Genomic DNA, 24040 nt, shown 5'->3' with positions numbered 1-24040 from the left:
GTGATCTTCGCCGCCGGTGGCGCCGGTCTCCTCCTACAACCACACGAAGCGGCGCCCGTCTCCCCGGTGACCTCGCCCGCCGCGCCGCGTTAGACCCGTAGCCACCGGCCACCGAGCGAGGGAGACCGTATGTACGCAGCACCCGCCGCACCACTCACCCGCCGCGCGGTCCTCCGTACGGCCTTCACCGCGGCCGTGTTCGCCGGCACGGCCGCGGCGCTGGCCCCCGTACTGCGCGCCCGCCGACCCCGGCAGACGCTCACACCGGCCCCGCTGATCCCGGCGGGCGAGGAGACGTACCGCGGCAGGCACATCGCCGTCGACCCGGCGGGGACCTCCGTCCGCATCGACGGCCGGGCCCTGCACGTCATGCGCCGCTCCGACGGGACGTACCTGAGCGGGATCAACCACTTCCAGTCCTACGCGACCCCGCTGGAGCTCGCCCGCGCGGCCGTCGACGAACTGGGCACCACCCAGCTGGCGTTCGCCGCCGCGCACCACGGGCGACAGGAGTAGCAGGGCGTGTACATCCGGCAGAACCAGAAGAACCTGACCAGCGCGCAGAAGAAGCGCTTCACGGCGGCCGTGATCGAGCTCAAGCGCAACGGCACCTACGACGCCTTCGTCCGCACCCACGACAAGTACTTCGTCCCCGACCGGGAACGCAAACTGCGCGTCGGGCACATGTCACCGTCCTTCTTCCCGTGGCACCGGCGCTACCTGCTGGAGTTCGAAGCCCAGCTCCAGAGCGTCGACCCGGGCGTCACCATCCCCTACTGGGACTGGACCACCGACAACAGCCCGGCCTCCTCCCTGTGGGCGGAGGACTTCCTCGGCGGGACCGGCCGCGCGAGCGACCGCCAGGTGATGACCGGCCCGTTCGCCTACGGGAAGGGCAACTGGACGGTCACGGTCGGCATCACCGAGGCCGCCTTCCTCACCCGCAACCTGGGCCGGCCGCAGAACCCGATCAGCCTGCCGACCCCGGCCGAGCTGCAGTGGGCGCTCGACGATCCGCTGTACGACAGCTCGCCCTGGGACTCGACGGCCGGGCGCGGCGGCTTCCGCAACAAACTGGAGGGCTGGGCCGCCCCGAAGAGCGAGAAGTGGCGCAACCACAACAAGGTGCACCAGTGGATCGGCGGCCACATGACCGGCGGCACGGCCCCCAACGACCCGGCCTTCTGGCTGCACCACGCCTTCGTGGACCTGCTCTGGGACCGCTGGCAGCTGCAGCACCCGGCCTCCGGCTACCTGCCGGCCGCCCCGCTCTCGCCGGGTGACCTCCAGCGCGGCCGGGTGATCTCCCTCGACGAGCCGATGCCGCCGTGGGACGTGACCCCGCGCGAGATGCTCGGCCACCAGGGGCTCTACCGCTACGAGTGAGCCCCGGGCGCAGCCGGTCCCGGCGGGAAACACGAGGAAGAACGCGAGGAAGAACACGAAGAAGGGCCCCCGCCGTCCGGCGGGGGCCCTTCGGGCTACTGGGCGATCAGCCGCCGTAGTTGCCCTCGGTGTGGTGGTCGCCGTCGTGGCCCGAGGCGTTGATGCAGGTGTTGCCGAACGCCGGGTTCAGCAGGCCGATCACGTTGACGGTGTTGCCGCAGACGTTGACCGGGACGTGCACCGGAACCTGGAGCAGGTTGCCCGAGAGGACACCGGGGGAGCCGACCGCCGCACCGTGCGCTCCGGCATCGGCAGCCGCCAGACCCGCACCGGCGGCCAGGGCGCTACCGGCGGCAGCGGTGATGACGAATGCCTTCGCGATACGCGACATCAAGATCTCCTAGAAAGGAATGGGGTGCCGCAGAAAACCGAAGCTGCGGCGTTTGACATGGCATACAACGCGGAGAGAGCCCAAGGGTCACGGTCGCTGGGCCGCCGGTGATCTCCGACCGCCCCGTGATCCCGGTCGACCTGCCCCGTGATCCCGGTCCACCCGCCGATTCCGGACTCCGGACTACGAGCCGGCCGAGAAGCGGGCGGAGGAGAAGTACCGGGGCACCTGCTTGACCGCACCCGGTGCCAGCACCTCCACCGGGGTACCCGCGCAGCCCGGCTCCCGGTACAGGGCCACCGACTTCCGGGTCTTGTTCGAAACCGCCCGCCCGCCGCCGCCCAGGGCCGCCACGCAGCCCTTCGGGGCGTCGATGCCGTGCGGGCGGTCGTCCGTGCCGAGGTACTGGAAGGCGGGCCCGACGGCCGTCGGGGTGCCGAGGGCGGCGGTCGGGCCGTCGGCCGCGTACGCGCCGGAGCCGGCCGCCGCTCCGGCCGTGGCCGCGGCCGCGAGGAGCAGAACGGGGACCGATCCGGTGCGCACGAGGCTCCGAAGGGTGTGGGGGAGAGACAGGGATCGCATGCCCCGCCCAACCCGGCGCGCCCCGGGCGGGGTCACGCCTTGTCACCCCGCGCATGCCTGTGCGACGGTGCGACCGGCGCTCCGCGGAACACCGGATCCAGCGGCCCCGGGCGCCCCGACAGCAGGAGGACGCGATGGCCGCAGCGGCGAGCGGGACCCCGGACCGGGACCGCCCCGGCTCCCGTCCCCGGGTCCGGACCGCCCACGGCGAGGTCGAGGGCAGGACCGGGCCGGACGGCATCGCCGTCTTCCGGGGCATCCCCTACGCCGCCCCGCCCGTCGGAGCCCGCCGGTTCGCCGCGCCCGAGCCGCCCGAGGCCTGGGACGGGGTGCGCGACGCGGGGGCGTACGGCCCCACCGCGCCCAAGGCGCCCTACCCCGAGCCGTTCGCCGCGCTGCTCCCGGACCCCGAGGTCCCCGGGGACGACTGCCTGAACCTCAACGTCTGGACCCCGGAGCCGACGCCCTCCGCCCGGCTGCCGGTCATGGTGTGGATCCACGGCGGCGCCCTCACCCGCGGCTCCTCGGCCGTCCCCGTCTACGAGGGCTCCGCCTTCGCCCGGGACGGGGTGGTGCTCGTGTCCGTCAACTACCGCCTGGGCGTCCTCGGCTACGGCCTCTTCCCCGACGCCCCCGCCAACCGCGGGCTGCTCGACCAGATCGCCGCCCTGGCCTGGGTGCGGGACAACATCGCGGCCTTCGGCGGCGACCCCGGCCGGGTCACCGTCTTCGGCGAGTCCGCCGGGGCCATCAGCATCGGCGCCCTGCTCGCCGCACCCCGCGCCGCGGGCCTCTTCCGGCAGGCCGTCCTGCAGAGCGGCGCCCCCGAGGTGCTGCCGCGGGACCGGGTGCGCACCATGGTCCGCCGGATGGCCGCGCTGCTGAAGGTCCCCGCCACCGCGGAGGCCTTCGCCAAGGCCGCCCTGCCCGATCTGCTCGCCGCCCAGGCGGCCGTCCTGCGCCGCTCCTCCCCGCTGCTCGGCGGCCCCGCCTTCGGCCTGGTCGCGGACCCCGGGACGCTGCCGCTCGATCCGCTCGAAGCGGCGGCCGCGCGGGGCGACGTACCGCTGCTGCTGGGCTGGACCGCCGAGGAGTACCGGCTCTGGCTGGCCCCGACCGGCACGATGCGGCTGCTGGACCGGCTGGGGCCGCTGTCCGTGGCCCTGGGCCGGATCCGCTCCGGCAAGGACCGGGCCGCCGTACGGGCCCTGCGCGCCGAGCGGCCGGGCGCGGGACCGGCCGACCTCCTCGGCCACCTGCTCACCGACCGGCTGCTGCGCGATCCGCTGCGCGCGCTGGCGGGCGCGGCCGGGAGGAGCGCGCCGAGCTTCGTGTACGAGTTCGCCTGGCCGTCCGGCGTCCCCGGCCTCGGGTCCTGCCACGCCCTGGAACTGGGCTTCGTCTTCGACACCCTGGACGTGCCCGAGGCCTCCTGGCTGGCCGGGCCGGACGCCCCGCGGGAGCTGGCCGGGGAGATGCACGCGGCCTGGGTGCGCTTCGCAGCCGAGGGGGATCCCGGCTGGTCGCCCTGGAATGGCGACGGCCCGCCGAAGGTGTTCGGCGGGCCGGGGCGCGAGGAGCCGGGATCCGGGGAGCCCGTACGGGCCGGCGGGGCGACTACTCCACGGGCCCTTCCATGACCTTGCTGATGAACTGGATCGGCCCCTCGCCCATGTTGGGCACGTAGGTCTTGGCGTTGTGCTGGCCGCCCTGGATGATCCTCAGGTTGGTGTGGATCGGCCCCTTGCCGTAAGCGGCGATGAACTTCTGCACGTTCGGCAGGGTGTTCTTGTTGTTCTCGTTCGTGCCGACCTGGAAGGCCAGGTAGACGTCCGGGCTGCCCTTCTTGCCGATCAGCGCCTTGGCGAGCAACTCGGGGTTGTTCTCCGCCTTCTCCTTGTCGTGGCCCTTCCACAGGGGGGAGTCGGGGAGGATGTCCGGGCCGGAGCAGATCGCGGCCTTGAACTTCTCCGGGTACTTCAGCACCGCCTTGAGACTGGCGAAGCCGCCCGTGGACGAGCCCATGTAGGACCAGCCGTCACGGGACTTGACCGTGCGGAAGTTCTGCCGCATCAGGTCGGGGACGTCATCGGTGAGCCAGCTGTCCATCTTGGGCTGGCCCGGGATGTCGGAGGCGTCCCAGTAGACGCCCTTGTCGTCCGGGCCCGGGTTCAGCACCGGCATCGCCAGGAGGAAGGGCTTGCTCTTCCCCGCGGCGTACCACTTGCTGATGCTGCTCTGGAGGCCCAGGTCGGTGCCCATCCAGTAGTTGTTCGGGTAACCGGCGCCGCCGGGCAGCGCGATCATGACCGGGAACCCGCTCTTGGCGAACTTGGGGTCGCCGTACTCCTTGGGCGCCCACACCCAGACCTTGCCCTTGAAGCCGGACTTCTTGCCGGTGATCGTGGTGACGGCGACGTGCGTGCCGTCGGGCAGGGTCATCGCGTTCTTGAAGTCGGCCGCCGGGCCGGTGGGCATCGACATCTTCGAGTGCGGCGGCGGCGTGGGCAGCGCGGCTCCACCGGTGTCGCCCCCGGCGGAGCCGGACGGCGGCAGCCGGCCGAAGGAGACGGAGTCGCCCTTGTCGGTGAAGGGCGGTATCTCGTAGTGGCTCATCACGAGCGAGGCGACGGCCGCCAGCGCGAGGACGGAGGCACCCGCGATCACCCACCGCCGGACCCGGGACGGCCGGCGGCGCGAGCTCTCGGGCTGCCGCGGCTCCTCGGGCTGGGGCGGGCCGTACTGCTGCTGGTAGGGCCCTTCAGCGCCGTACTGCTGCTGATAGGGCGCATCGGAGCGGTACGGCTGCTGCTGGTAAGGCCCTTCCGAGCGGTACGGCTGCTGCTGTCCGTCGGGTGAGTGCGACATGTGCGGGTGCTCTCCGGCTGGTGCTGCCCCGTGGGGGCGGGGTTGGGACTGCTTTCGATCGAAAGATGAGCGTACGTGCCCGCAGGTTCCCGATTTTTACGTCTCTTGGTGTTCCGAAGAGGATCACGTTGCCCTACGCGAAAAGGGCCTGTGGAGTTCCCGTTCTGTTCGCCGAGAATCCCTGGCCTCTGCACATGCCGGTGGGTACGGTACGTCCGCGCCGCCCCCAGACCACCCTGCCCGGAGGTAATTCCCGTGTTCGGCATGCCCTTTTCACGGTCCCGCCGCAAGACCGCCCTCGCCACCGCCTTCGGCGTCACCGCCGCCGGCGCCGCGCTGTGGGCGGGCATCGGCTCCGCCCAGCCCGCGCACGCGGCCGGCCTGCCCGCACCCGACCACATAGTCGTCGTGGTCTTCGAGAACCACGCCTACAACCAGGTCATCGGCAGCTCCAGCGCCCCGTACATCAACTCCCTCAAGACCGGGGGAGCCAACCTCACCGCCTCCTACGGCATCACGCACCCGAGCCAGGCCAACTACATGCAGCTCTTCTCGGGCTCCAACCAGGGCGTGACCGGTGACAGCTGCTACACGCCCGGCTTCAGCTCCGCGCCCAACCTGGCCTCCGAGCTGATCGCCGCCGGCAAGACCTGGGGCAGCTACAACGAGGGGCTGCCCAGCGCGGGCTCCACCACCTGCTCCAGCGGCAAGTACGCGCGCAAGCACAACCCCTGGTTCGCCTTCTCCAACGTGCCCACCGGCACCGCGAAGACGATGACCCAGTTCCCCACCGACTTCACCACCCTGCCCAAGGTGTCCTTCGTCGTCCCGGACCTCTGCAACGACATGCACGACTGCTCCGTCGGCACCGGAGACACCTGGCTCAAGAACAAGGTCAAGGCCTACGCGGACTGGGCCAAGACCCACAACAGCCTGCTCGTCGTCACCTTCGACGAGGACAACCGCCTCGCCGGCAACAAGATCCCGACGGTGTTCTACGGCCAGTCCGTGACCCCCGGATCCAGCACCTCCACCACCTACAACCACTACGACGTGCTGCGCACCCTGGAAGGCCTGGCCGGTCTGACCGCCCACGCCGGGAACGCGGCCACCGCCAAGGACATCACGGGGATCTGGACTTCCTGACCATGTACGTTGCGGACAGTCGCGCCACCCCCGCGTCCGCCGTGACCCCAGAGCCGCAGGCCGCCGCCCAGGGCATCCGCCCCGGGCGGCGCGCCGCGCTCGCCCCCACGGTGCTCGCGCTCGGCACGGTCAGCCTCATCACCGACGTCTCCTCGGAGATGGTCACGGCCGTGCTCCCGCTCTACCTCGTCGCCGGACTCGGGCTCACCCCGCTCGGCTTCGGGCTGCTCGACGGCCTCTACAACGGGGTCAGCGCCCTGGTCCGGCTCACCGGAGGCCACCTCGGCGACCGCTTCGGCCGCCACAAGGCCCTCGCCGGCCTGGGCTACGGGCTCTCCGCCCTGTGCAAACCACTGCTGCTGCTCGCCACCACCCTGCCCGCCATCGGGGCCGTCCTCGCCCTCGACCGCACCGGCAAGGGCCTGCGCACCGCCCCGCGCGACGCCCTGATCTCCCTGGCCGCGGCGCCCGGGGAGCGAGGCCGGGCCTTCGGCGTCCACCGGGCGATGGACACCGCCGGCGCCCTGATCGGGCCCGTCCTGGCCTTCCTGATCCTGCGCGGCGCCGCCGACGGCTACGACGCCGTCTTCACCGTCAGCGCCTGTGTGGCCGCGCTGGGCGTCCTCGTGCTGGTGCTCTTCGTACCCGGCCGGCGCACCGTGCCCGCGGCCGGCGCGGCCCCCGTCTCGCTGCGCGCCGCCTTCGGCCTCCTGCGCCGTCCCGACCTGCGCCGCATAAGCCTCTGCGCCCTGCTGCTCGGCCTGTGCACGGTCAGCGACGGCTTCGTCTTCCTGCTGCTGCAGGAGTCCACCGGCATCGCCGACCGCTGGTTCGCCCTGCTGCCGCTGGGCACCGCCGCCGCCTTCTTCCTGCTCGCGCTGCCGCTGGGCCGGCTCGCCGACCGGATCGGCCGCCGCGCCGTCTTCCTCGGCGGTCACCTCGCGCTGCTCGCCGCGTACGGGATCCTGCTCGCGGGCGGTTCCCATCCCGCGCTGCCCTACGCCGTCCTCCTGCTGCACGGCGGCTTCTACGCCGCCACCGACGGGGTGCTCATGGCCGCGGCCGCCGGAGCCGTCCCGGAGGAACACCTGGGTGGCGGCCTCGCCCTCGTCCAGACCGGCCAGGCCCTGGCCCGGTTCGCCGCCTCGCTCGGCTTCGGCGCCGCCTGGACCCTCTGGGGTCCCCGCCCCGCCCTGTGCGCCGCCGTCGTCCTGCTGGCCGGGGCCGTCGCGCTCTGCGTCCGGCTGCTGCGGCAGGGCGGCGGACCCGACACCCCGGCGCCCGACACCCCGGCGCCCGACACCCGGGCGCCCGACGCCGCGGCCGCCTGAATCCCCCCGTAGCCGACGAAAGGCCCCACCCATGCCCCTCCAGCGCCGGATCCTGATCCTGGTCTCCGCCGTCGTCCTGCTCACCGTCATCGGTGCGCTCGCCGTCGTACGGGCCTCCTCGCGGGCCGGGGAGAAGGACCGGACGCAGGCGGGCGGGCCGGCGATCACCCGCGGCGAGGTGTCCCTCGCCGCGGGGGACGGCGGTCGGCGGATCGTCTTCCGGAACATGGCCTGGGGGCCGCACCGCGACGAGCTCGCCACCGCGGCGGCCGGCGCGCCCGAAGGCCCGCGCACCGCCTCCGGGGTGAGCTGCCTGCGCTTCCACGCGGCCGCCGGCACCGGGATCTGCCTCCGGGCCGACAAGGGCGGGGTGCAGGACGCCTATAAGGCGGTGGTCCTCGACGCCCGGCTCAAGGAGGTCGCCTCGCGCCCGCTGGCCGGCATCCCGACCCGGGCCCGGGTCTCGCCCGGCGGCCACCTGGTCGCCTGGACGGTGTTCGTGGGCGGGGACTCGTACGCCGGTACGAACTTCTCGACCCGGACCTCCCTGCTGGACCTGCGCAGCGGGAGGTACGACGCCTCGCTGGAGGACTTCACCATCCACAAGGACGGCAAGACGTACCGCAACGCGGACGTCAACTTCTGGGGGGTCACCTTCGCCGCCGACGAGCGGACCTTCTACGCGACGCTCGCCACCGGCGGCCGGACCCACCTGGTCCGCGGCGATCTCGCGGCGCGCACGGTGACCACGCTGCGCGAGAACCTGGAATGCCCGTCCCTGTCGCCCGACGGGACCCGGCTGGTGTTCAAGAAGCGGGTGGCGGGCCTGTCGCCGGACGCTCCCTGGCGGCTGTACGTCCTGGACCTCGCCACGATGGCCGAGGCGCCGCTCGCCGAGGAGCGCAGCGTCGACGACCAGGTGGTGTGGACCGACGACAGGACCGTCGTCTACTCGCTGCCCGGGGACTTCGGCGCCGACCTGTACTCGCTGCCCGCCGACGGCTCCGGGGCCCCGGCCCGGCTGATGACCTCGGCCCTCGCCCCCGCCTTCCTCGGCTGACACCGGGAAGAGGGGGCGGGGCGGGGGGCAGGGCCTTCGGATCCTCGGAGAAGGCCCGAGGAGGACCGTTACGCCGGGATGAGCGTCTTGCGGCGCCGCTTGCGCTGCGCGGCAGCCGAGATCCTCAGCTCGATGACCGACCGCACGGTCGGCCACTCCTCGTCGAGGATCGAGTAGAAGGCGGTACTGCGCACGGCGCCGTCCAGGCCCCGCGAATGGGCCCGGCGGACCCCCTCGCTGGTGAACCCGAGCCGCTCCATCGCGGCGCGCGAGCGTCCGTTGCGGGCGTCCGCGCGGAGCGAGATCCGCCGGACCCCCCAGGTCTCGAAGGCATGGCGGAGCATGAGCAGCTTCGCCTCGGTATTGATGCCGGTGCCCTGGGCCGCGGGAGACAGCCAGGTATTGCCGATCTCGGCGGCATCGGGGATCGCCGTCGCCGGATCGCCGAACGGGACCCCCGGCACGGCGGGCCACACCAGCGGCCCCTGCCAGTAGTCGAGTTCCAGGAACCGGGTCGAACCGACCACCCGATCGTCGGTGGCTCTGACCACCGCGAACGGGAGCGATCGACCCGCCGCCTGATCGGCGAGGGCACGGTCGATGTACTCGTGTGACGCCTGCAACCCGTGGGGCACGGGAGTGAAGGCGTAAGTCGTACGATCCTCGGCCCCGGCCAGGGCCAAGGCCTCGGTGTGGTGGGGGGCGAGGGGCTCAAGCCGCACGGAGCGGCCGGCGAGGAGTACGGGTACGGGCACGGAGCCTTCGGTCCTTCTGGGCGGTGGGGTGGTTGCACAGTCTGCGTCCCTGACGTCGCCCCCAGTGCAAAACACGGGTGAAAGGCAACGGGCTGTCAGGTGAACGCGAGTGGCTCAATGTAGCCCCTTAGAGTCCTTCCATGAACCCCCTGATTGGCAATGGCGCGACACTCTTTTTCGAGGACTTGGGTCCCCGCGACGGAGCCCCCGTAATCCTGATCCACGGACATCCGTTCAGCCACTTGATGTGGGCCCCCCAGACGGCCGCACTGACCACGGCCGGTTACCGCGTGATTACCCCTGACCTGCGGGGATACGGGCAAAGTCCGGTGTTGCCCGGCAAAACCCTGCTCGCCGACTTCGCCGATGATCTGGTTGCTCTGCTCGACCGTCTGGACGTCGAACAAGCGGTCGTCGGCGGTGTGTCCATGGGCGGGCAGATCGCCATGGAGATGTGCCTCGGCCACCCGGGCCGCGTGCGGGCACTCGTCCTCTCCGACACCTCCGCCCCGCCGGAAACGGAAGACGGCAAAACCTTCCGCCGGAACCTCGCCGAGCGGCTCCTCGCGGAGGGAATGAAGCCCTATGCCGACGAGGTCATCGACAAGATGCTGGCGCCCTACAACGTGACGGGAATGCCGGAGGCCGCGGCCGAGGTCACCGGGATGATGTACGCCACCGACCCCGAGGGCGCGGCCGCCGCCCTGCGGGGGCGGGCCGAACGGCCCGACTACGCCCCGGTGCTCGCGGCGCTGCCGGCCGAGGTGCCCTGCCTGATCGTGGTCGGCCGGGACGACGTCTACACCCCGGTCGCCGAGGCCGAGTCCCTGCACGCGCTGGTTCCGCACTCGGTGCTCGCCGTGGTGGAGCGGGCCGGTCACCTGCCGGGCGTCGAGCAGCCGGAGGCCTTCAACCGGGCGCTGCTGGAGTTCCTCGCGGGAATCTGACCGCCCCCGCCCCCCGGATAGCCCTGGCCAGGCCGCAGGACCGCCCCGGGCCGGGGCTTTCGGCTGTCCGGAGGGTGTCGAACGGGGCTACCGCGTGCCGGACGGGCGGTGTCAGTCTGTCTGCAGGGTGGTGCGCAGCCGGTAGCGGTCCCCGCTGTACTCCACCGTGGACAGCAGCAGCGGCCGCTGGTCCTTGGTGTACACCGTCTGGTCGAGTACGAGTACGGGCGCGCCCTCGGCGATGCCCAGGTGACCGGCGAGTTCCCCGTCGGCGTTGCGCGCCTCGATGGTGGCCTCGGCGCGGTCGGGTTCGACGCCCCAGCGGCGCAGTTCCTCGAAGAGGGAGGTCTCGCGGAAGTCGGTGCGGGCGAGGTCGGGCGCGAGGTCGGCGACGACCAGGGTCCGGTCGACGGCGATCCGGACGTCGTTGAGCATGCGGACCCGCTCCAGACGCAGGAGCGGGGTGCCGGCGGGCACATCGAGGCGGTCGGCGTCGTCCAGGGACGCGGTGACGGTGTCGTGGCGCAGGACCACCGAACTGGCGCGCATGTGCTTGCGCCGCGCGGTGGCGGTGAAGGACTCCAGGTCCTTGGGCCATTCGCGGGCGGGTGCGGGCGCCACCGGCGCCGCGACGAACCAGCCGCGCCCGTGGGACGCGGTGACCAGGCCCTGTTCGACGAGCCGGGCGAGCGCGCGGCGCAGGGTGACGCGGGAGACGTCCAGCCGGGTGCACAGCTCGCGCTCGGGCGGCAGCTTGCTGCCCTCGGACAGGCCGCGGCGGGCGATCTCCTCGCGGATGCGGTCGGCGGCCTGGGCCCACAGGGGGTCCGCGGCGCGGGCGTGCGACGCGATCGGGGAGGAGGCGGCGGCGATGGCAGCGTCGTCGGTCATGGGGCAAACCATACCACTTACTACCACTTCGCTTCGGCTTCAGTCCCGGTGGGCTCGGGACCTAGGGCCCCATCTTGATATTTCCTTAAAGACCACAAGAGACCACCGTTGACCAATCCAAAACCACTGGCTACCTTCGAGTCGTCCCCACCACCCCGCTCGACGAGGAGCACCAGATGAGTACGGCCACCGCCGCGGTCACACCGGCCGCCGGAAAGAAGCCGGGCCGGATCATGCCGGTCATGCAGCGCATCGGCCGCAGCCTGATGCTGCCCGTGGCCACGCTGCCGGCCGCAGCCCTGCTGACCCGCCTCGGCGGCGCCGACCTGCTGGGTCGCGAGAACTTCCCGATGATCATCCAGAAGCTCGCGATGGTGCTGGGGGCCGCCGGAACCACGGTCTTCGAGAACCTTCCGCTGCTCTTCGCGGTCGGCGTGGCCGTCGGCTTCGCCAAGAAGTCCGACGGCTCCACCGGCCTGGCCGCCGTGGTGGGCTACCTCGTCTTCAAGGCCGTACTGGCCAGCAAGGCCTTCCCGGCCGGCGCCGACGGCGAGAGGCTGGACGCCAAGGTGCTCGGCGGCATCGTCATGGGCCTCGTCGTGGCAGTCCTCTACCAGCGCTACAGCCGCAAGAAGCTGCCCGACTGGCTGGGCTTCTTCGGCGGCCGCCGGCTCGTGCCGATCCTGAGCGCCTTCGCCGGCGTCGGCATGGGCGTGGTCTTCGGAGTGGTCTGGCCGACCGTCGGCAACTGGTTCTTCCACTTCGGCGAGTGGCTCGTCGGCACCGGCGCATGGGGCGCGGGCCTCTTCGGCCTCGTCGTCCGGGCCCTCATCCCGATCGGGATGCACCACTTCTTCTCGTTCTTCCCCTGGTTCGAGGCGGGCTCCTTCGTCAACCCGGCCACCGGCGACGTGGTCCACGGCGACATCTTCCGCTTCCAGGCCGGCGACCCGACCGCGGGCCAGTTCATGACCGGCGGCTTCCCGATCTACATGTTCGCCCTGCCGGCCGCCGCCATGGCCATCGCCCACACCGCGCGCCCCGAGAACCGGGCCATGGTCAAGGGCATGATGATCTCCGTCGCGCTGACCTCCTTCGTCACCGGCGTGACCGAGCCCATCGAGTTCGCCTTCATGTTCGTGGCCCCGCTCCTCTACGCGATCCACGCCTTCCTCTTCGGCGTCTCGATGGCCGTCTGCTACGCCCTCGGCATCCGTGACGGCTTCGGCTTCTCCTCCGGCGCCATCGACTACATCGTGAACTTCGGCATCGCGACCAAGCCCTGGCTGCTCATCCCGATCGGCCTGGCCTTCGCCGCCATCTACTACGTGCTCTTCCGCTGGGCGATCGTGAAGTTCGACCTCCCGACACCGGGCCGCGAACGCGACGAGGACGGCAACCCGATCTCCAAGGCCGACGCCACCATCTGAGCCCCGGCCGGTAGCCCCGGCCGGCCGGGCTCCGCCCGCCCCGCCCCGCCCCCGTACGATCGCCCGCCCCCGCCCCGCCCGACCCGGCGGGGGCCCGCGACCCCCAGACTTCGCTAAGGACCCCCCACCATGTCCGGATCCCGCATCACGTTCCTCGAAGGCCAGGCCGACCAGGGCGCGGCCCTCGCCCGGATCGCCGACCGCGTCCGCACCCAGCTCGCCTCCCCGGACCTCGCCGGGCTGCGTGCCGCCGAGCGCCCCCTGTTCACCGGCATCGGAGCCTCGTACGCCGCCCTCGCCGTCCCCGTGCAGCAGCTCCGCGAAGCCGGGATCGTCTCCCAGCGGGTGCTGTCCAGCGAGATCGAGACCGGCACCGCCGGCTTCGACACCGACTGCCTGATCGCCGTCTCCCAGGGCGGCCGCAGCTCCGAGACCATCGCCGCCTTCGAGTGCGCCGCCCCCGGCATCACGAAGACCGCGCTGCTCAACGTGGTCCCCTCGCCGCTCGGCGACCTCGCGGACCTCACCGTGGACCTCGGCAACGAGCCCGACTCGTACGCCTCGACCATCGGCTACACCGGCACCATCGTCGCCCTGGACCTGATCGCCGGGGCCGTCGCGGGCCGTGAAGGCGACCCGTGGGGCGAGATCGCCGAGCAGACCACCGCGGTCCACTCGCAGGCCACCGAGGTCGTGGCGGGCCTGCGGGAGCGCGGCGCCCGCTGCATCGCCTCCGACGGCGTGGCGGCCGGGGCCTCCCGGGCCTCCGCCGAGGAGGGCGCGCTGCTGCTGCGCGAGGTGGTGCGGATGACCGCGGCCCACTCGGCGACCCGCAACTACCTGCACGGCGAGATGGAGTCGGCGGGCAACACCCTCCACCTCGTCTACGGCGACGGCCGCGAGATCGAGCTGGCCCGCTCGCTGGCGGGCGCCGGCCACCTCACCCTGCTGCTGACCACGGCCGAGGTGGAGCCCGCGGACAGCCTGTCGGTCATCCGCCTGCCCGAGGTCGCGGACGCGGTCCGGGTGGTCCTGGAGACGGTGGTCCTCCAGGAACTGGTGGCCCAGCTCAGCGCCGAGCGGGACGTCCCGATCGAGTCCTTCGTCTTCGCCAACGACGACACCAAGCAGGGCGGCCTCGACATGTCCGACTTCGAGGTCGCGGCCTTCACCCAGGCCTGAGCCCCGCCCCCATGCCGCGGCCCGCAGGATCCGGAGGATCCGCGGGCCGCGGCATGTGCGGGCCGCGCCGCCTCTCGGAGCCCGCTGCGCGCGTCCCGCCTCGCTCCCCGGCCCGGGACCCGCGCGGGCGGCCTGGGATCATGCTCGGATGGATCCCTTGTCGACCGATCTGACCCGCCTCGCCGCCACCGGCAGGTTCGGAGACTTCTTCGTCGGTGCCCGGCTGCCCGATCTCATCGCGGCGAAGGGGGAGCCCGAGTGGTCGGGGCGCATCCAGGAGAAGCGGCGCTGGCCGCACTGGTTCTGCTACGGCGGTCTGGAGATCGTCTTCTGCCGGTGCCGGCTGCTGGACCGGATGTTCGTGCCCGTCTGGCGCGACGGGCTGGAGATCCCGGGAACCGGCCGCGCACCGGGATACACCGTCACCGCACCGGTCACCGAGTCGCGCTTCACCGCCGCCCTCACCGCCGCCGGCATCGCCTGGCGCACGCAGTGGTCGCCGGCGCTGCCGGACCAGCGCACGCTCCTGACCGACCCGGCTCCCGGCATCGTCGCCGACTTCGTCTTCGTCGCGCCCGACGGCGAGGATCCGGTCACGGCGGACTGGCCGCTGGAGAAGGCGGGCATGTACGGACTGCACCACGGCGCCTGTCCGGAGCCGGACCCGAACCTGCCCGACGACGGCTACGGAGCCTGAGGTGGACGAGGTACTGAGGGAACTGCGCGCCGTCGGGCCCTTCTTCACCGTGGCGTACGGGAAGGAGCCGCCCGGGGCCGGCTTCCGGCCGGTCGGCGAGCTGTACGGGGAAGGGCTCGGGGCCTACGTCGGCGAGGTCGGGCGGCGGATCGGGAGCGGGTCCGGCCGGGTGGCGGCTTCGACCGCGCAGTTCGGGATCGTGTCGCGGCTCTGGTCGCTCGCGCTCGGCTGCGCCGTCCTGTCCGGGCGGGTGCCGGACCTGCGCCCCGCCGGCCTGTGGTGGCGGCTGCCCGGAGCGGGGTCGCTGGAGCTGTGGCTGCCCGAGCCCGCCGAACTCCCCGGGGAAACCCCGGAGCGGGCCCTCGCGGACAGCGTGCTCGGCCACCTCGCGGTGCTCGACACGGCGCTGCGCGAGCGGTTCGGCGTCTCGCCGCGGGTGCTGCGCGGCAACGCCGCCTCCGGGCTGGTCGGCGCCGTCCGGGTGCTCACGGACCGGGTGCCGGGGGAGGCGGCCGCGCTGCTGGCCGCCGGGCTCCTCGCCGACGGCGGCCCGCTCGAAGGGACCGGCACCTATCTGCACGAACCCGGCCTCGGGGTGGCCTTCCTGCGCCGCAGCTGCTGTCTGTACTACAAGGTGCCCGGCGGCGGCCTCTGCGGGGACTGCGTACTGCGGACCAAGTAGACGGCAAGGGGCCACCGGAAGCGGCGTACCGCTCCCGGTGGCCCCCGTAGGCCGTTCGCGCCCTGCTGATCGGAGGATCAGAGGATCAGAAGGTCAGGTTCCAGGCGTCGATCTTGCCCGTGTCCTGGCTGGCGTTGTCGTTCACGCGCAGGGTCCAGACGCCGTTCGCGACCTCGGAGGAGGCGTTGACCGTGAAGGTCTGGATGATGTTGTCCGCGCTGCCGCCGGTCCGGTTGCTCAGGACGTAGACGGAGCCGTCCGGAGCCACGAGGTCGACCTTGAGGTCACCGATGTAGGTGTGCTTGATGTCCACGCCCACCTTGAGGGTGGCCGGCGCGTTGCCGGTCACCCCGCTGACGGTGATGGCGCTGTTCACGGTCGCGTTGTCCGCGATCGCGACATCGGTGAGGTTCTCGAAGTACTTGCCGGTGGGCGGGGTGGTCGTACCGCCCACCGCCTTCAGCGCGTCGACCTGGCCCTCGCCGAAGAACCCGTTGTTGGCCGTGGTGCCCTTGCAGCGGCTGTCCGACGGGCAGGCGGTGTCGTTGGCCTGGGTGGCCAGCGCGGTGCGGATCTGTGCCGGGGTGAAGGTCGGGTTGGCGCTCGCGATGAGCGCCGCGACGCCCACGACGTGCGGGGTGGCCATCGAGGTGCCGCTCTTGGTGCTGTAACCGCCGCCCGGAGCGGTGGAGTAGACGTTGCTGCCCGGGGCCGCGACGTCGATGACGGCCTGGCCGAAGTTGGAGAACGAGGCCTTGGTGGTTCCGGTGCCGTTGGCGGCGACCGTGACCACGCCCGGGAGCTCGGTCGGGATGTCGAGGCAGGCGTTGGTGATGGTCCGGGTGGTCGGCGTCGAGTCGTTGGGGCTCGCCGAGTCCGTGGTCTTGTTGGCGAGGTCGTAGTCCTCGTTGCCCGCCGCGGCGACCTGGAGCGAGCCCTTGCTCTCCGCGTACTCCTGGGCGCGCTTGACGCCCTCGATGATCGCGGCCTGATCGATGTTGTCCGGGCAGTTGAACTGCCACGGGTCCGTGTAATAGCTGTTGTTGGTGACCTTGAAACCGTGGTCGCCGGACCACACGAAGGCGCAGATGGTGTTCTCTGCGAAGAACAGCGAGGTGCCCGGCTCGGCCACGCGGACCGAAGAGATCTTCACGCCCGGGGCGACGCCGATGACGCCCTTGCCGTTCTTGGCGGCGGCCACGGAGCCGGCCACGTGCGTGCCGTGGGTGTCCACGTCGCGCCAGGCGCCGACCCGGGTGTCCGCCTTGCCGTAGGCGCAGGAGGCCGAGTCCGCGGCGTTGAAGTTCGGCGCCAGGTCCTGGTGCTGGTCGTCCACGCCGGTGTCCAGGATGCCGACCTTGACGGAAGCCGAGCCGGTGGTCACGGCCCAGGCCTGGTCGGCCTTGATCTGGGTCATGTCGGCCCGCAGCGGCTCGCCGGCGGGCGTCGTCGACTGGGACGGGTTGGCGGGCAGCGCCGGGTTGTAGGCGTCGGCCGGTACGTCCGAGGTGCGCGTCGCGCCGACCTTCTGGACCCCGCTGACGCCGCGCATGGTGGCGGCGAAGGTCGAGGAGGTCGAGTGGGCGACGATCACGCCGATCTGGTCGTAGTACGAGAAGACCGTGCCGCCGTTCGCCGTGACGGCCGAACGGACCGCGGAGCTGTCACCGGCGGCGGTGATCACCACGTAGGCGCGGGTGCCGGCAGCCCAGGTCGCACTCTGGGAAGTCGGCGCCGGGGCCTTGGCCTTGGCGGGGGCGGAGGTTCCGGGGATGCCCGCCGGGGAGACGGGCGCCGTGCCGGCGAGCGCGGCCGGGGCCCCGAAGGCCAGGGCGGCCAGGGCGGCCGCCAGCACGAGGGTGCGTCGAGGTCGGCTGGATATGTGGGGTATCAATGCGTCCTCCGAAGACGGCCCTGCGGTGCGGGTGGCACCTACCGGGCCGTACGAAACGAGTGGTGGACGCAAGATGTCAGAAGCGTGCCCCGATATGGAAGTACCTTTTACCGCTAGACGGTTGATCCGATCTTGGCTGAAAAAAGACTATTGCCCGAGGTGTCGGGACCGACCGGGCTGGGCACCGTGGGGGCGAGCCCTGCCCGGCCGGTCCGCGGGGCGTCCCCGTCAGACGGGTACGCCGTCCTTGGCGCCGCCCGGCTGGGCGGGTACGGCCGTGGCCTGCTCGTGTCCGTCGTCGGTCAGCGTGCTCTCGTCGAACGGCACTCGTCCCGCGAGGACTTCGGTGGCCCGGGCCCGGTCGAACTCCTTCGTCCAGGTGCCGATCAGCACGGTCGCGATCGCGTTGCCGGCGAAGTTCGTCAGGGCCCGCGCCTCGCTCATGAACCGGTCGATGCCCACGATCAGGCCGACGCCGTCGATGAGTTCAGGCCGGTGCGACTGCAGCCCTCCGGCGAGCGTGGCCAGTCCCGCGCCGGTGACCCCGGCCGCACCCTTCGAGGCCACGATCATGAACAGCAGCAGGGAGATCTGCTCGCCCAGGGCCAGGGGCTTGCCCATCGCCTCCGCGACGAAGAGCGAGGACATCGTCAGGTAGATCGCGGTTCCGTCCAGGTTGAAGGAGTAGCCGGTCGGGACCGTGATGCCGACCACCGGCCGTGAGACGCCCACGTGCTCCATCTTCGCGATCAGCCGGGGCAGCGCCGACTCCGAGGAGGAGGTGGACAGGATCAGCAGGAACTCCCGGCCCAGATAGCGCAGCAGGGCGAAGACGCTGATCCCCGTGCACAGCCGCAGCAGTGTGCCCAGGACCACGAAGACGAAGAGCAGGCAGGTCGTGTAGAACCCGATCATGATGACCGCGAGGGACTTCAGGGCGTCCATTCCGGTCGCCCCGACCACCGCAGCGATCGCGCCGAAGGCGCCCACCGGCGCCGCCCACATGATCATCGCGAGCACCCGGAACACCAGCTTCTGCACGTGCCCGATCCCGCGCAGCACCGGCTCGCCCGCCGCGCCCATGGCCTGGAGCGCGAACCCGCACAGCAGCGCCACCAGCAGCGTCTGGAGCACCTCGCCCCCGGTGAAGGCCGACACCATCGTGGTCGGGATGATCCCCAGCAGGAACTCGGGCGTGCTCTGCGCTCCGCCCGCCTTCGCCTGCGCCTCGCCGGCGTGCCGGGCCGCCTCGGTCAGGTGCAGCCCGCTGCCCGGCTCCAGCAGGTTGCCCACGAGCAGGCCGATGGCCAGCGCCACCGTGGACATCACCATGAAGTAGCCGAGCGCCAGCCCGCCCACCGCGCCGACCTTGGCGGCCTTGCGCACCGAACCGATGCCCAGCACGATCGTGCAGAAGATGACGGGCGAGATCATCATCTTGATGAGGTTGACGAACCCGGTGCCCAGCGGCTTGAGCTCCACGGCCGTGCCGGGTGCGGCGAAGCCGACGGCGATGCCGAGCAGCACCGCGCCGATCACCGCGATGTACAGATAATGCGTCTTGTCGCGCCTGGCGGCCACGATGCCTCCCGGTAGTGCCTTCGCCTCCCCGATGGCGAAGGCGTCCCGGGAGGACCATGGCCCGCCGCTGTGACCCCGGTCACCCTTGCGTTCATTGAGTTCACGCCCGGGTGCACACTGAGCGCCATGTTCCGCTTCCCCCGGCCGCCGCGCAGCCTCGCCGGCCAGCTCTTCGCCATGCAGGTGGTGCTGGTCGCCGCGGTCGTCGCCGGCTGCGCGGTCTTCGCTTACGCGACCGCCCGCGACCAGGCCGAGGAGGCCGCCCGGCGCCAGGCCGGAGCGGTGGCCCGCGCGGTCGCCGACTCCCCGTCGGTCCGGGACGCGGCACGGGGGGACGGTCGCGCCGCCCTGCAGCCCTACGCGGAGCGGGTCCGCGTGGACGCGGGCGTGGACTTCGTGACGATCATGGCTCCGGACGGACGGCGCTGGACCCATCCCGACCCGATGCGCATCGGCGAACGCTTCCTCGGCAACACCGCCCCCGCCCTGCGGGGCGAGACCTTCAGCGAGACCTACACCGGCACCCTCGGCCCCTCGCTCCGTGTGGTCACCCCGATCACCGACGACGGCCGGGTCATCGGCATGGTCGCCGCCGGCATCACCGTCCGCGCGGTCAGCGCCCGGCTCGCCGAGCGGCTCTCCGCCCTCGCCTGGGTGGCCGGCGGTGCCCTCGCCCTCGGCGGGGCGGGCACCTACGTCATCAACGCCCGGCTGCGCCGTCACACCCACGGGATGAACGCCGACGAGCTGAGCCGGATGTACGACTACCACCAGGCCGCCCTGCATGGGGTCCGCGAGGGGCTGCTGATGCTCGACGGCCGGCGCCGGATCACCCTCGTCAACGACGCGGGCCGCGAACTCCTGGGTCTGCGCGGGGAGATCAAGGGGACCGGGGTCGCCGACCTGGGCCTGCCCGCCCCGCTCACCGGGGCCCTGCTCGCCGACCGGCCCCGGGTGGACGAGGTGCACCTGACGGCGGACCGGGTCCTCGTGCTCAACAGTGCGCCCGTCGCGGGCGGCGGCCGCCGCGGCACCGTGATCACCCTGCGCGACCACACCGAACTGCTGTCGCTGACGGGTGAGTTGGATCAGGAACGCGGATTCACCCGGGCGCTGCGCGCACAGGCCCACGAGGCGGCCAACCGGCTGCACACCGTGGTCTCCCTCATCGAACTCGGCCGCAGCCGCGAAGCGGTGGACTTCGCCACCGCCGAACTCTCCCTCGCCCAGGCCCTGACCGACGAGGTGATCGCCGCCGTCGGCGAGCCCGTGCTCGTCGCCCTGCTCCTCGGCAAGGCCGCGCAGGCCCACGAACGGGGGGTCGAGCTGGTCGTCACCCCCGACAGCGGGGCCATCGACGCCGGGCCCGGCGGGCCGCCCGCGCGCGACCTCGTCACCGTCCTCGGGAACCTCGTCGACAATGCCGTCGACGCCCTCACCGGCGTGCCCGGCGGCCGGATCTCCGTCACCATCCGCCCCGACGGCCCGGCCGGCCCGCACGGGCGCGGGGTGCTGATCGGCGTGGCCGACAACGGCCCCGGACTTCCCGAGGGCGCCGACGTGTTCCGGCGCGGCTGGTCGGGCAAGGGTGAGGGGCGGGGCCTGGGCCTCGCGCTGGTGCGCCAGGTGGCCCACCGGCACGGCGGAAGCGCGGCCGCCGACCAACTGCCCGACGGAGGCGCGCGGTTCACCGTACGGCTGCCGGCGCGCAGGGAGCCGCGCGGGGAAGGGGACGCATGAGCACGCCCGAGGTGCGGGTCCTCGTCGTCGAGGACGATCCGGTGGCCGCCGACGCGCACGCGCTGTACGTGGGGCGGGTGCCCGGCTTCACCGCCGTCGCGGTCGTCCACTCCCTCGCGGAGGCGACCCGCGTCCTGGAGCGCACCCGGATCGACCTGCTGCTGCTCGACCTCACCCTGCCCGACGGGCACGGGCTGCGCTTCGCGCGCGGCCTGCGGGCGGCGGGGCACCCCGCCGACGTGATCGTGGTGACCTCGGCGCGGGACCTGGGCGTGGTCCGCGAGAGCGTCTCGCTCGGGGTGGTGCAGTACGTACTGAAGCCCTTCGCCTTTCCCACCCTGCGCGAACGGCTCCTGCGCTACGCCGAGTTCCGTGCGACGGCGGCGGGCGAGGCGGCCGGCCAGGACGATGTGGACCGCGCGATGGCGGCCCTGCGCTCACCCCGGCCGGCCGAACTGCCCAAGGGCATCGGCGGCCCCACCCTGGAGCGGGTCGCCGCCCTGCTGCGGGCGGCCCCCGAGGGGCTGACCGCGGGCGGGGCGGCCGAGGCGGCCGGGATCTCCCGGATCACCGCCCGCCGGTACCTGGAGCACCTGGTGGACACCGGCCGCGCGGACCGCACCCCCCGGTACGGCCAGGTCGGCCGCCCCGAACTGCACTACCGCTGGCTGGCGGCGGCCCCGGCCGGCGCGGGCGCCGGCTCGGTGTCGAAGGTGTAGAACTTCCGGTGGTCCAGCATGTCGGCCGGGGTCACGTCGTTCCACGGCCGCATGGTGTCGTGCAGGTCCACGACGTTCGGGGTGCCGGCCGCCGGCAGGTACGCCGACTGCGGGTGCAGCGCCTGCCAGTCGGCCCACAGCTTGTCGATGAAGGCGTGGTGCATCCAGAACACCGGGTCGTTGGGGGAGACCCCGGTGGCCATCTGGCCGCCCACCCACACGTGCACCCGGTTGTGCAGGTTGGCCCCGCGCCAGCCCTCCAGGTTGTTGCGGAAGCCGCCGGAAGAGCTGTTCCAGGGCGCCGCGTCGTAGACCGGCATCGCGAGGACGGAGTCCACCTCGGCGCGGGTCGGCAGTTGGGCGACGCCGGTGCCGAGCGCGCGGCGCAGGTAGGAGCGCCCGTCCACCCGTACGGCTATCTCCCACTTGCCCGCCGCGTACGCGAACGGTCCGTCGAGCACCTGCCCGTCCCGGGCCCGTCCGGTACCGCCGAGGAAGTCGGCGGCCCAGAGGGAGGAGCGGGCGGTCCGGTCGGCCGTCCAGTCCCAGTAGGGCAGGGCCACCGACGGATCCACCGCCTGCAGCGCCGCCTCGAACTCCAGCAGAAACCGGCGGTGCCAGGGCAGGAAGGAGGGGGAGCGGTGGCCGACCCGGTCGCCGGAGTCGGTGTCGCTCATGATGAAGCCGTTGTGCGTGGTGACGAAGCGGTCGTAGCGGCCGGTGCGCTTCAGTTCGAGGAGCGCCGCGGTGAACGCCCGCTTCTCCTCGGTGGTGAGCGCGGCCTGGTTCTTGCGAATGGTCATCACATGCCGCCCATCGGGACGAGGGTGGCGCCCTGGAGCTCGCGCACGGCGGCGCGGGCGAGCGGAAGCGGGCCGGAGAAGGTCTCGTAGTGGTTGACCACGCTGATCCATGTGCCGTCGGCGTTGCGCATCACGTGCAGTTCGCGGCCGTCTATGAGGACGGTGGGCTGGCCGGGGGACTGGTGGCCGCCGTGGTGGCCCCCGTGGTCGTTCCCGCCGCCCGAGGCGGGGACGATCCGTATGCGGCGGCCCTGGTAGACCTCGTCGATGGTGCCCGCGGGGGTGGTGGGGGCGGCGGTACGGGGTCCGGTGACGGCGGCGTGCGCGGTGGCGCCTGCGAGGCCGAGGGCGGTGAGTGCGCCGGCAGAGGCGCTCAAGGCCTGTCGGCGGGTGATCTTGTTCATGGCCCGAAGAGGTATCAGGGCGCGGAGAACACAGGGCTGCTATCCGGACATGCGCGGATAAGTTGCCCGTCGAACTAGTTGGATGATCTTCCCGTCCGGACTGGCTCCAACCACCCGGACGGGAAGACCTGTACGAAAAAGCTTAACGGACAGGAGATTCTCTCGTCACACGGGGTGGCTATGGGAGGGGTCACATCGCGGAGTCGGCCGGAAGCCGCAGTGCGAACCGCCCTCCGGGGCCCGGTCCGGCGCCCAGCGTGCCGCCGTGCGCCGCCGCGATGTCCCGCGCGATGGCCAGCCCCAGCCCGGTCCCGCCCGCGTCCCGGCTGCGCGAGGCGTCGAGCCGGGTGAAGCGGGTGAAGATCCGCTCCTGGTCCGCCTCCGGGACCCCGGCGCCATCGTCGCGGACCTCCAGGAGGACCCCGCCGGGCGCGGCGGACCCGCGGGGCCCGGCGCCGACGGTCACCACGACGGCCTCACGGGCGTGCCGCTGCGCGTTGTCGAGGAGGTTGTCCAGCACCCGGGCCAACTGCCCCCGGTTGCCGTGGACCAGGGCCGGTCCGGTGGCCTCCACCGACACCGGCACCCGGCCCTCGGGGCGCCGCGCCACGGTGTCCCGTACGAGGTCCCGCAGATCGAGGGCGGACCGCTCGGGGGACTGGCCGGCGTCGAGGCGGGCCAGCAGCAGCAGGTCGTCGGCGAGCTGCTGGACCCGGATCACGTCGTCCAGCAGCTCGCCGCCGTGCAGGAGCCGCGGGTGGGCGATCCCCACCTCCACGTGGGCGCGCAGCGCGGCGATGGGATTGCGCAGCTCGTGCGAGGCGTCCGCGACGAACCGGCGCTGACGGTCCATGGACTCCTCCAGCCGGTCCAGGGTGGAGTTCACCGTGCGGGAGAGCCGGGCGACCTCGTCGCGCGAGGCCGGGACCGGCACCCGGCGGCCCAGGTCCCGCTCGGTGATCTCCGCGACCTCGGTGCGGATCGCCTCCACCGGACGCAGGGCCCGGCCGGTGGAGCGCCAGGTGACGGCGGCCACGAGCAGGAGCAGCGGCGGGATGCCCCAGACCATCGAGCGCAGGATCAGGTCCTGGGTGTACCGGGCGGTCTCCAGGCTGGTGGCGGCGTACACGGTGACCCCGGAGCCTTCGGCGGTCGTCGCCCGGACGGCGACGATCCGGAAGGGGTGGGGCCGCGGATCGGAGCGCGGTGCCAGGTCCAGACTGCGGGCGGCAGCGTCGTGGCCGTCGGCGGGCTCGAAGGAGGCCACGGGTCCGCGGCCGGCCAGATTGTGGCTCGCGGCGAGGATCCGCCCGTCGTCGGTGACCACTTGGAGCAGGCTGTCCTCGCCCTCGGGCACGGCGAGGCGGTCGACGAGGCGCCCCGACCCGGTCACCGCGGCGACGGCCTCGGCGCGGGTCAGCGCGGTGCGCTCGGCGGAGCCGACCAGCCCGTGCCGGATCACGCCGAGCAGGCCCGCGCAGGCGGCGAGCAGCGCGACGGTGACGATGGAGACGGCGCCGAGGGTGGTCCGCACGCGGACCGAGCCGAGGG

23 protein-coding genes are annotated in these 24040 nt (G+C 72.6%); 13 read left to right on the top strand and 10 right to left on the bottom strand.

Translation table 11 applies throughout. From position 1 onward, the window contains the following. Positions 1–129: 129 nt before the first annotated feature. Positions 130–516, top strand: coding sequence for a tyrosinase family oxidase copper chaperone (locus tag OG730_RS03155; protein WP_327302680.1), 387 nt, complete (start codon positions 130–132; stop codon positions 514–516). 6 nt (positions 517–522) lie between these two features. Then, complete coding sequence (locus OG730_RS03150) at positions 523–1386, top strand: tyrosinase family protein (protein WP_327302679.1); 864 nt, start codon at positions 523–525, stop codon at positions 1384–1386. Positions 1387–1492: 106 nt separating this feature from the next. On the opposite strand, the gene OG730_RS03145 is transcribed toward OG730_RS03150, so the two are convergent. Next, positions 1493–1777 carry a chaplin gene (locus OG730_RS03145; protein WP_327302678.1) on the bottom strand — a complete coding sequence of 95 codons (285 nt, stop codon included), beginning with the start codon at positions 1775–1777 and terminating at the stop codon, positions 1493–1495. 183 nt (positions 1778–1960) lie between these two features. Further along, positions 1961–2320, bottom strand: a complete 360-nt coding sequence (locus tag OG730_RS03140; protein ID WP_327302677.1) for a hypothetical protein — start codon at positions 2318–2320, stop codon at positions 1961–1963. Between the two features lie 173 nt (positions 2321–2493). Here OG730_RS03140 and OG730_RS03135 point away from each other — a divergent pair, with 173 nt between their 5' ends. Further along, positions 2494–3999 (top strand): carboxylesterase/lipase family protein, encoded by a 1506-nt coding sequence (locus OG730_RS03135; protein WP_327302676.1) that lies wholly within the window; start codon positions 2494–2496, stop codon positions 3997–3999. Here the strand turns inward: OG730_RS03135 and OG730_RS03130 are convergent. Continuing rightward, positions 3977–5227 (bottom strand): alpha/beta hydrolase, encoded by a 1251-nt coding sequence (locus OG730_RS03130; RefSeq protein ID WP_327302675.1) that lies wholly within the window; start codon positions 5225–5227, stop codon positions 3977–3979. The two genes, OG730_RS03135 and OG730_RS03130, sit on opposite strands and share 23 nt — an antisense overlap. Before the next feature lie 264 nt (positions 5228–5491). Between OG730_RS03130 and OG730_RS03125 the strand changes: the two genes are divergently transcribed. Genes OG730_RS03125 through OG730_RS03115 form a run of 3 tightly spaced genes read left to right on the top strand, consistent with a single transcriptional unit; the run spans position 5492 to position 8764 of the window. After that, positions 5492–6373, top strand: a complete 882-nt coding sequence (locus OG730_RS03125) for an alkaline phosphatase family protein (protein WP_327302674.1) — start codon at positions 5492–5494, stop codon at positions 6371–6373. Positions 6374–6375: 2 nt separating this feature from the next. After that, a complete protein-coding gene (locus OG730_RS03120; RefSeq protein ID WP_327302673.1) occupies positions 6376–7704 on the top strand; it encodes an MFS transporter in 1329 nt (442 codons plus the stop codon). A gap of 31 nt (positions 7705–7735) precedes the next feature. Next, positions 7736–8764: a TolB family protein gene (locus OG730_RS03115; protein ID WP_327302672.1), complete on the top strand. Its 1029-nt coding sequence runs from the start codon at positions 7736–7738 to the stop codon at positions 8762–8764. Positions 8765–8832: 68 nt separating this feature from the next. Here the strand turns inward: OG730_RS03115 and OG730_RS03110 are convergent, their stop codons facing one another. After that, positions 8833–9519, bottom strand: coding sequence for a GNAT family N-acetyltransferase (locus OG730_RS03110; protein WP_327302671.1), 687 nt, complete (start codon positions 9517–9519; stop codon positions 8833–8835). Between the two features lie 140 nt (positions 9520–9659). Between OG730_RS03110 and OG730_RS03105 the strand changes: the two genes are divergently transcribed. Next, positions 9660–10466: an alpha/beta fold hydrolase gene (locus tag OG730_RS03105; RefSeq protein WP_327302670.1), complete on the top strand. Its 807-nt coding sequence runs from the start codon at positions 9660–9662 to the stop codon at positions 10464–10466. A gap of 111 nt (positions 10467–10577) precedes the next feature. On the opposite strand, the gene OG730_RS03100 is transcribed toward OG730_RS03105, so the two are convergent. Then, on the bottom strand, positions 10578–11357 hold the full coding sequence (locus OG730_RS03100; RefSeq protein WP_327302669.1) for a GntR family transcriptional regulator: 780 nt from the start codon (positions 11355–11357) through the stop codon (positions 10578–10580). Between the two features lie 176 nt (positions 11358–11533). On the opposite strand from OG730_RS03100, the gene OG730_RS03095 reads away from it, so the two are divergent. The 4 genes from OG730_RS03095 (at position 11534) to OG730_RS03080 (ending at position 15348) form a co-directional block, all read left to right on the top strand. Then, complete coding sequence (locus tag OG730_RS03095; protein ID WP_327302668.1) at positions 11534–12787, top strand: PTS transporter subunit EIIC; 1254 nt, start codon at positions 11534–11536, stop codon at positions 12785–12787. A 129-nt stretch (positions 12788–12916) separates the two neighbouring features. Further along, the gene (locus tag OG730_RS03090) at positions 12917–13969 is read left to right on the top strand and encodes an SIS domain-containing protein (RefSeq protein ID WP_327302667.1); all 1053 of its coding nucleotides are present in this window, start codon (positions 12917–12919) and stop codon (positions 13967–13969) included. 148 nt (positions 13970–14117) lie between these two features. Then, positions 14118–14666: a hypothetical protein gene (locus OG730_RS03085; protein ID WP_327302666.1), complete on the top strand. Its 549-nt coding sequence runs from the start codon at positions 14118–14120 to the stop codon at positions 14664–14666. Position 14667: 1 nt separating this feature from the next. Continuing rightward, positions 14668–15348 (top strand): (2Fe-2S)-binding protein, encoded by a 681-nt coding sequence (locus tag OG730_RS03080; RefSeq protein WP_442814811.1) that lies wholly within the window; start codon positions 14668–14670, stop codon positions 15346–15348. 85 nt (positions 15349–15433) lie between these two features. On the opposite strand, the gene OG730_RS03075 is transcribed toward OG730_RS03080, so the two are convergent. Beyond that, complete coding sequence (locus tag OG730_RS03075; protein WP_327309135.1) at positions 15434–17203, bottom strand: S8 family serine peptidase; 1770 nt, start codon at positions 17201–17203, stop codon at positions 15434–15436. Between the two features lie 267 nt (positions 17204–17470). Further along, the gene (locus tag OG730_RS03070; protein WP_327302665.1) at positions 17471–18823 is read right to left on the bottom strand and encodes a cation:dicarboxylate symporter family transporter; all 1353 of its coding nucleotides are present in this window, start codon (positions 18821–18823) and stop codon (positions 17471–17473) included. 126 nt (positions 18824–18949) lie between these two features. On the opposite strand from OG730_RS03070, the gene OG730_RS03065 reads away from it, so the two are divergent. Further along, the gene (locus tag OG730_RS03065) at positions 18950–20563 is read left to right on the top strand and encodes a sensor histidine kinase (protein ID WP_327302664.1); all 1614 of its coding nucleotides are present in this window, start codon (positions 18950–18952) and stop codon (positions 20561–20563) included. After that, the gene (locus OG730_RS03060) at positions 20560–21282 is read left to right on the top strand and encodes a response regulator (protein WP_327302663.1); all 723 of its coding nucleotides are present in this window, start codon (positions 20560–20562) and stop codon (positions 21280–21282) included. The genes OG730_RS03065 and OG730_RS03060 overlap by 4 nt, the downstream gene beginning before the upstream one ends. On the opposite strand, the gene melC2 is transcribed toward OG730_RS03060, so the two are convergent. From melC2 to OG730_RS03045, 3 genes are all read right to left on the bottom strand, one after another. Continuing rightward, entirely contained in the window at positions 21222–22085 is an 864-nt protein-coding gene (gene melC2, locus OG730_RS03055) for a tyrosinase MelC2 (protein ID WP_327302662.1), read from the bottom strand. The two genes, OG730_RS03060 and melC2, sit on opposite strands and share 61 nt — an antisense overlap. Next, entirely contained in the window at positions 22085–22489 is a 405-nt protein-coding gene (gene melC1 / locus OG730_RS03050; protein WP_327302661.1) for an apotyrosinase chaperone MelC1, read from the bottom strand. Before melC1 ends, melC2 begins: the two co-directional genes overlap by 1 nt. Before the next feature lie 190 nt (positions 22490–22679). Further along, a complete protein-coding gene (locus OG730_RS03045) occupies positions 22680–24023 on the bottom strand; it encodes a sensor histidine kinase (RefSeq protein ID WP_327302660.1) in 1344 nt (447 codons plus the stop codon). Positions 24024–24040 lie beyond the last annotated feature (17 nt).

The sequence above is a fragment of the Streptomyces sp. NBC_01298 genome (assembly GCF_035978755.1).
Classification (GTDB): Bacteria; Actinomycetota; Actinomycetes; order Streptomycetales; family Streptomycetaceae; genus Streptomyces.
This window is presented reverse-complemented; position numbering and strand designations above follow the sequence as displayed.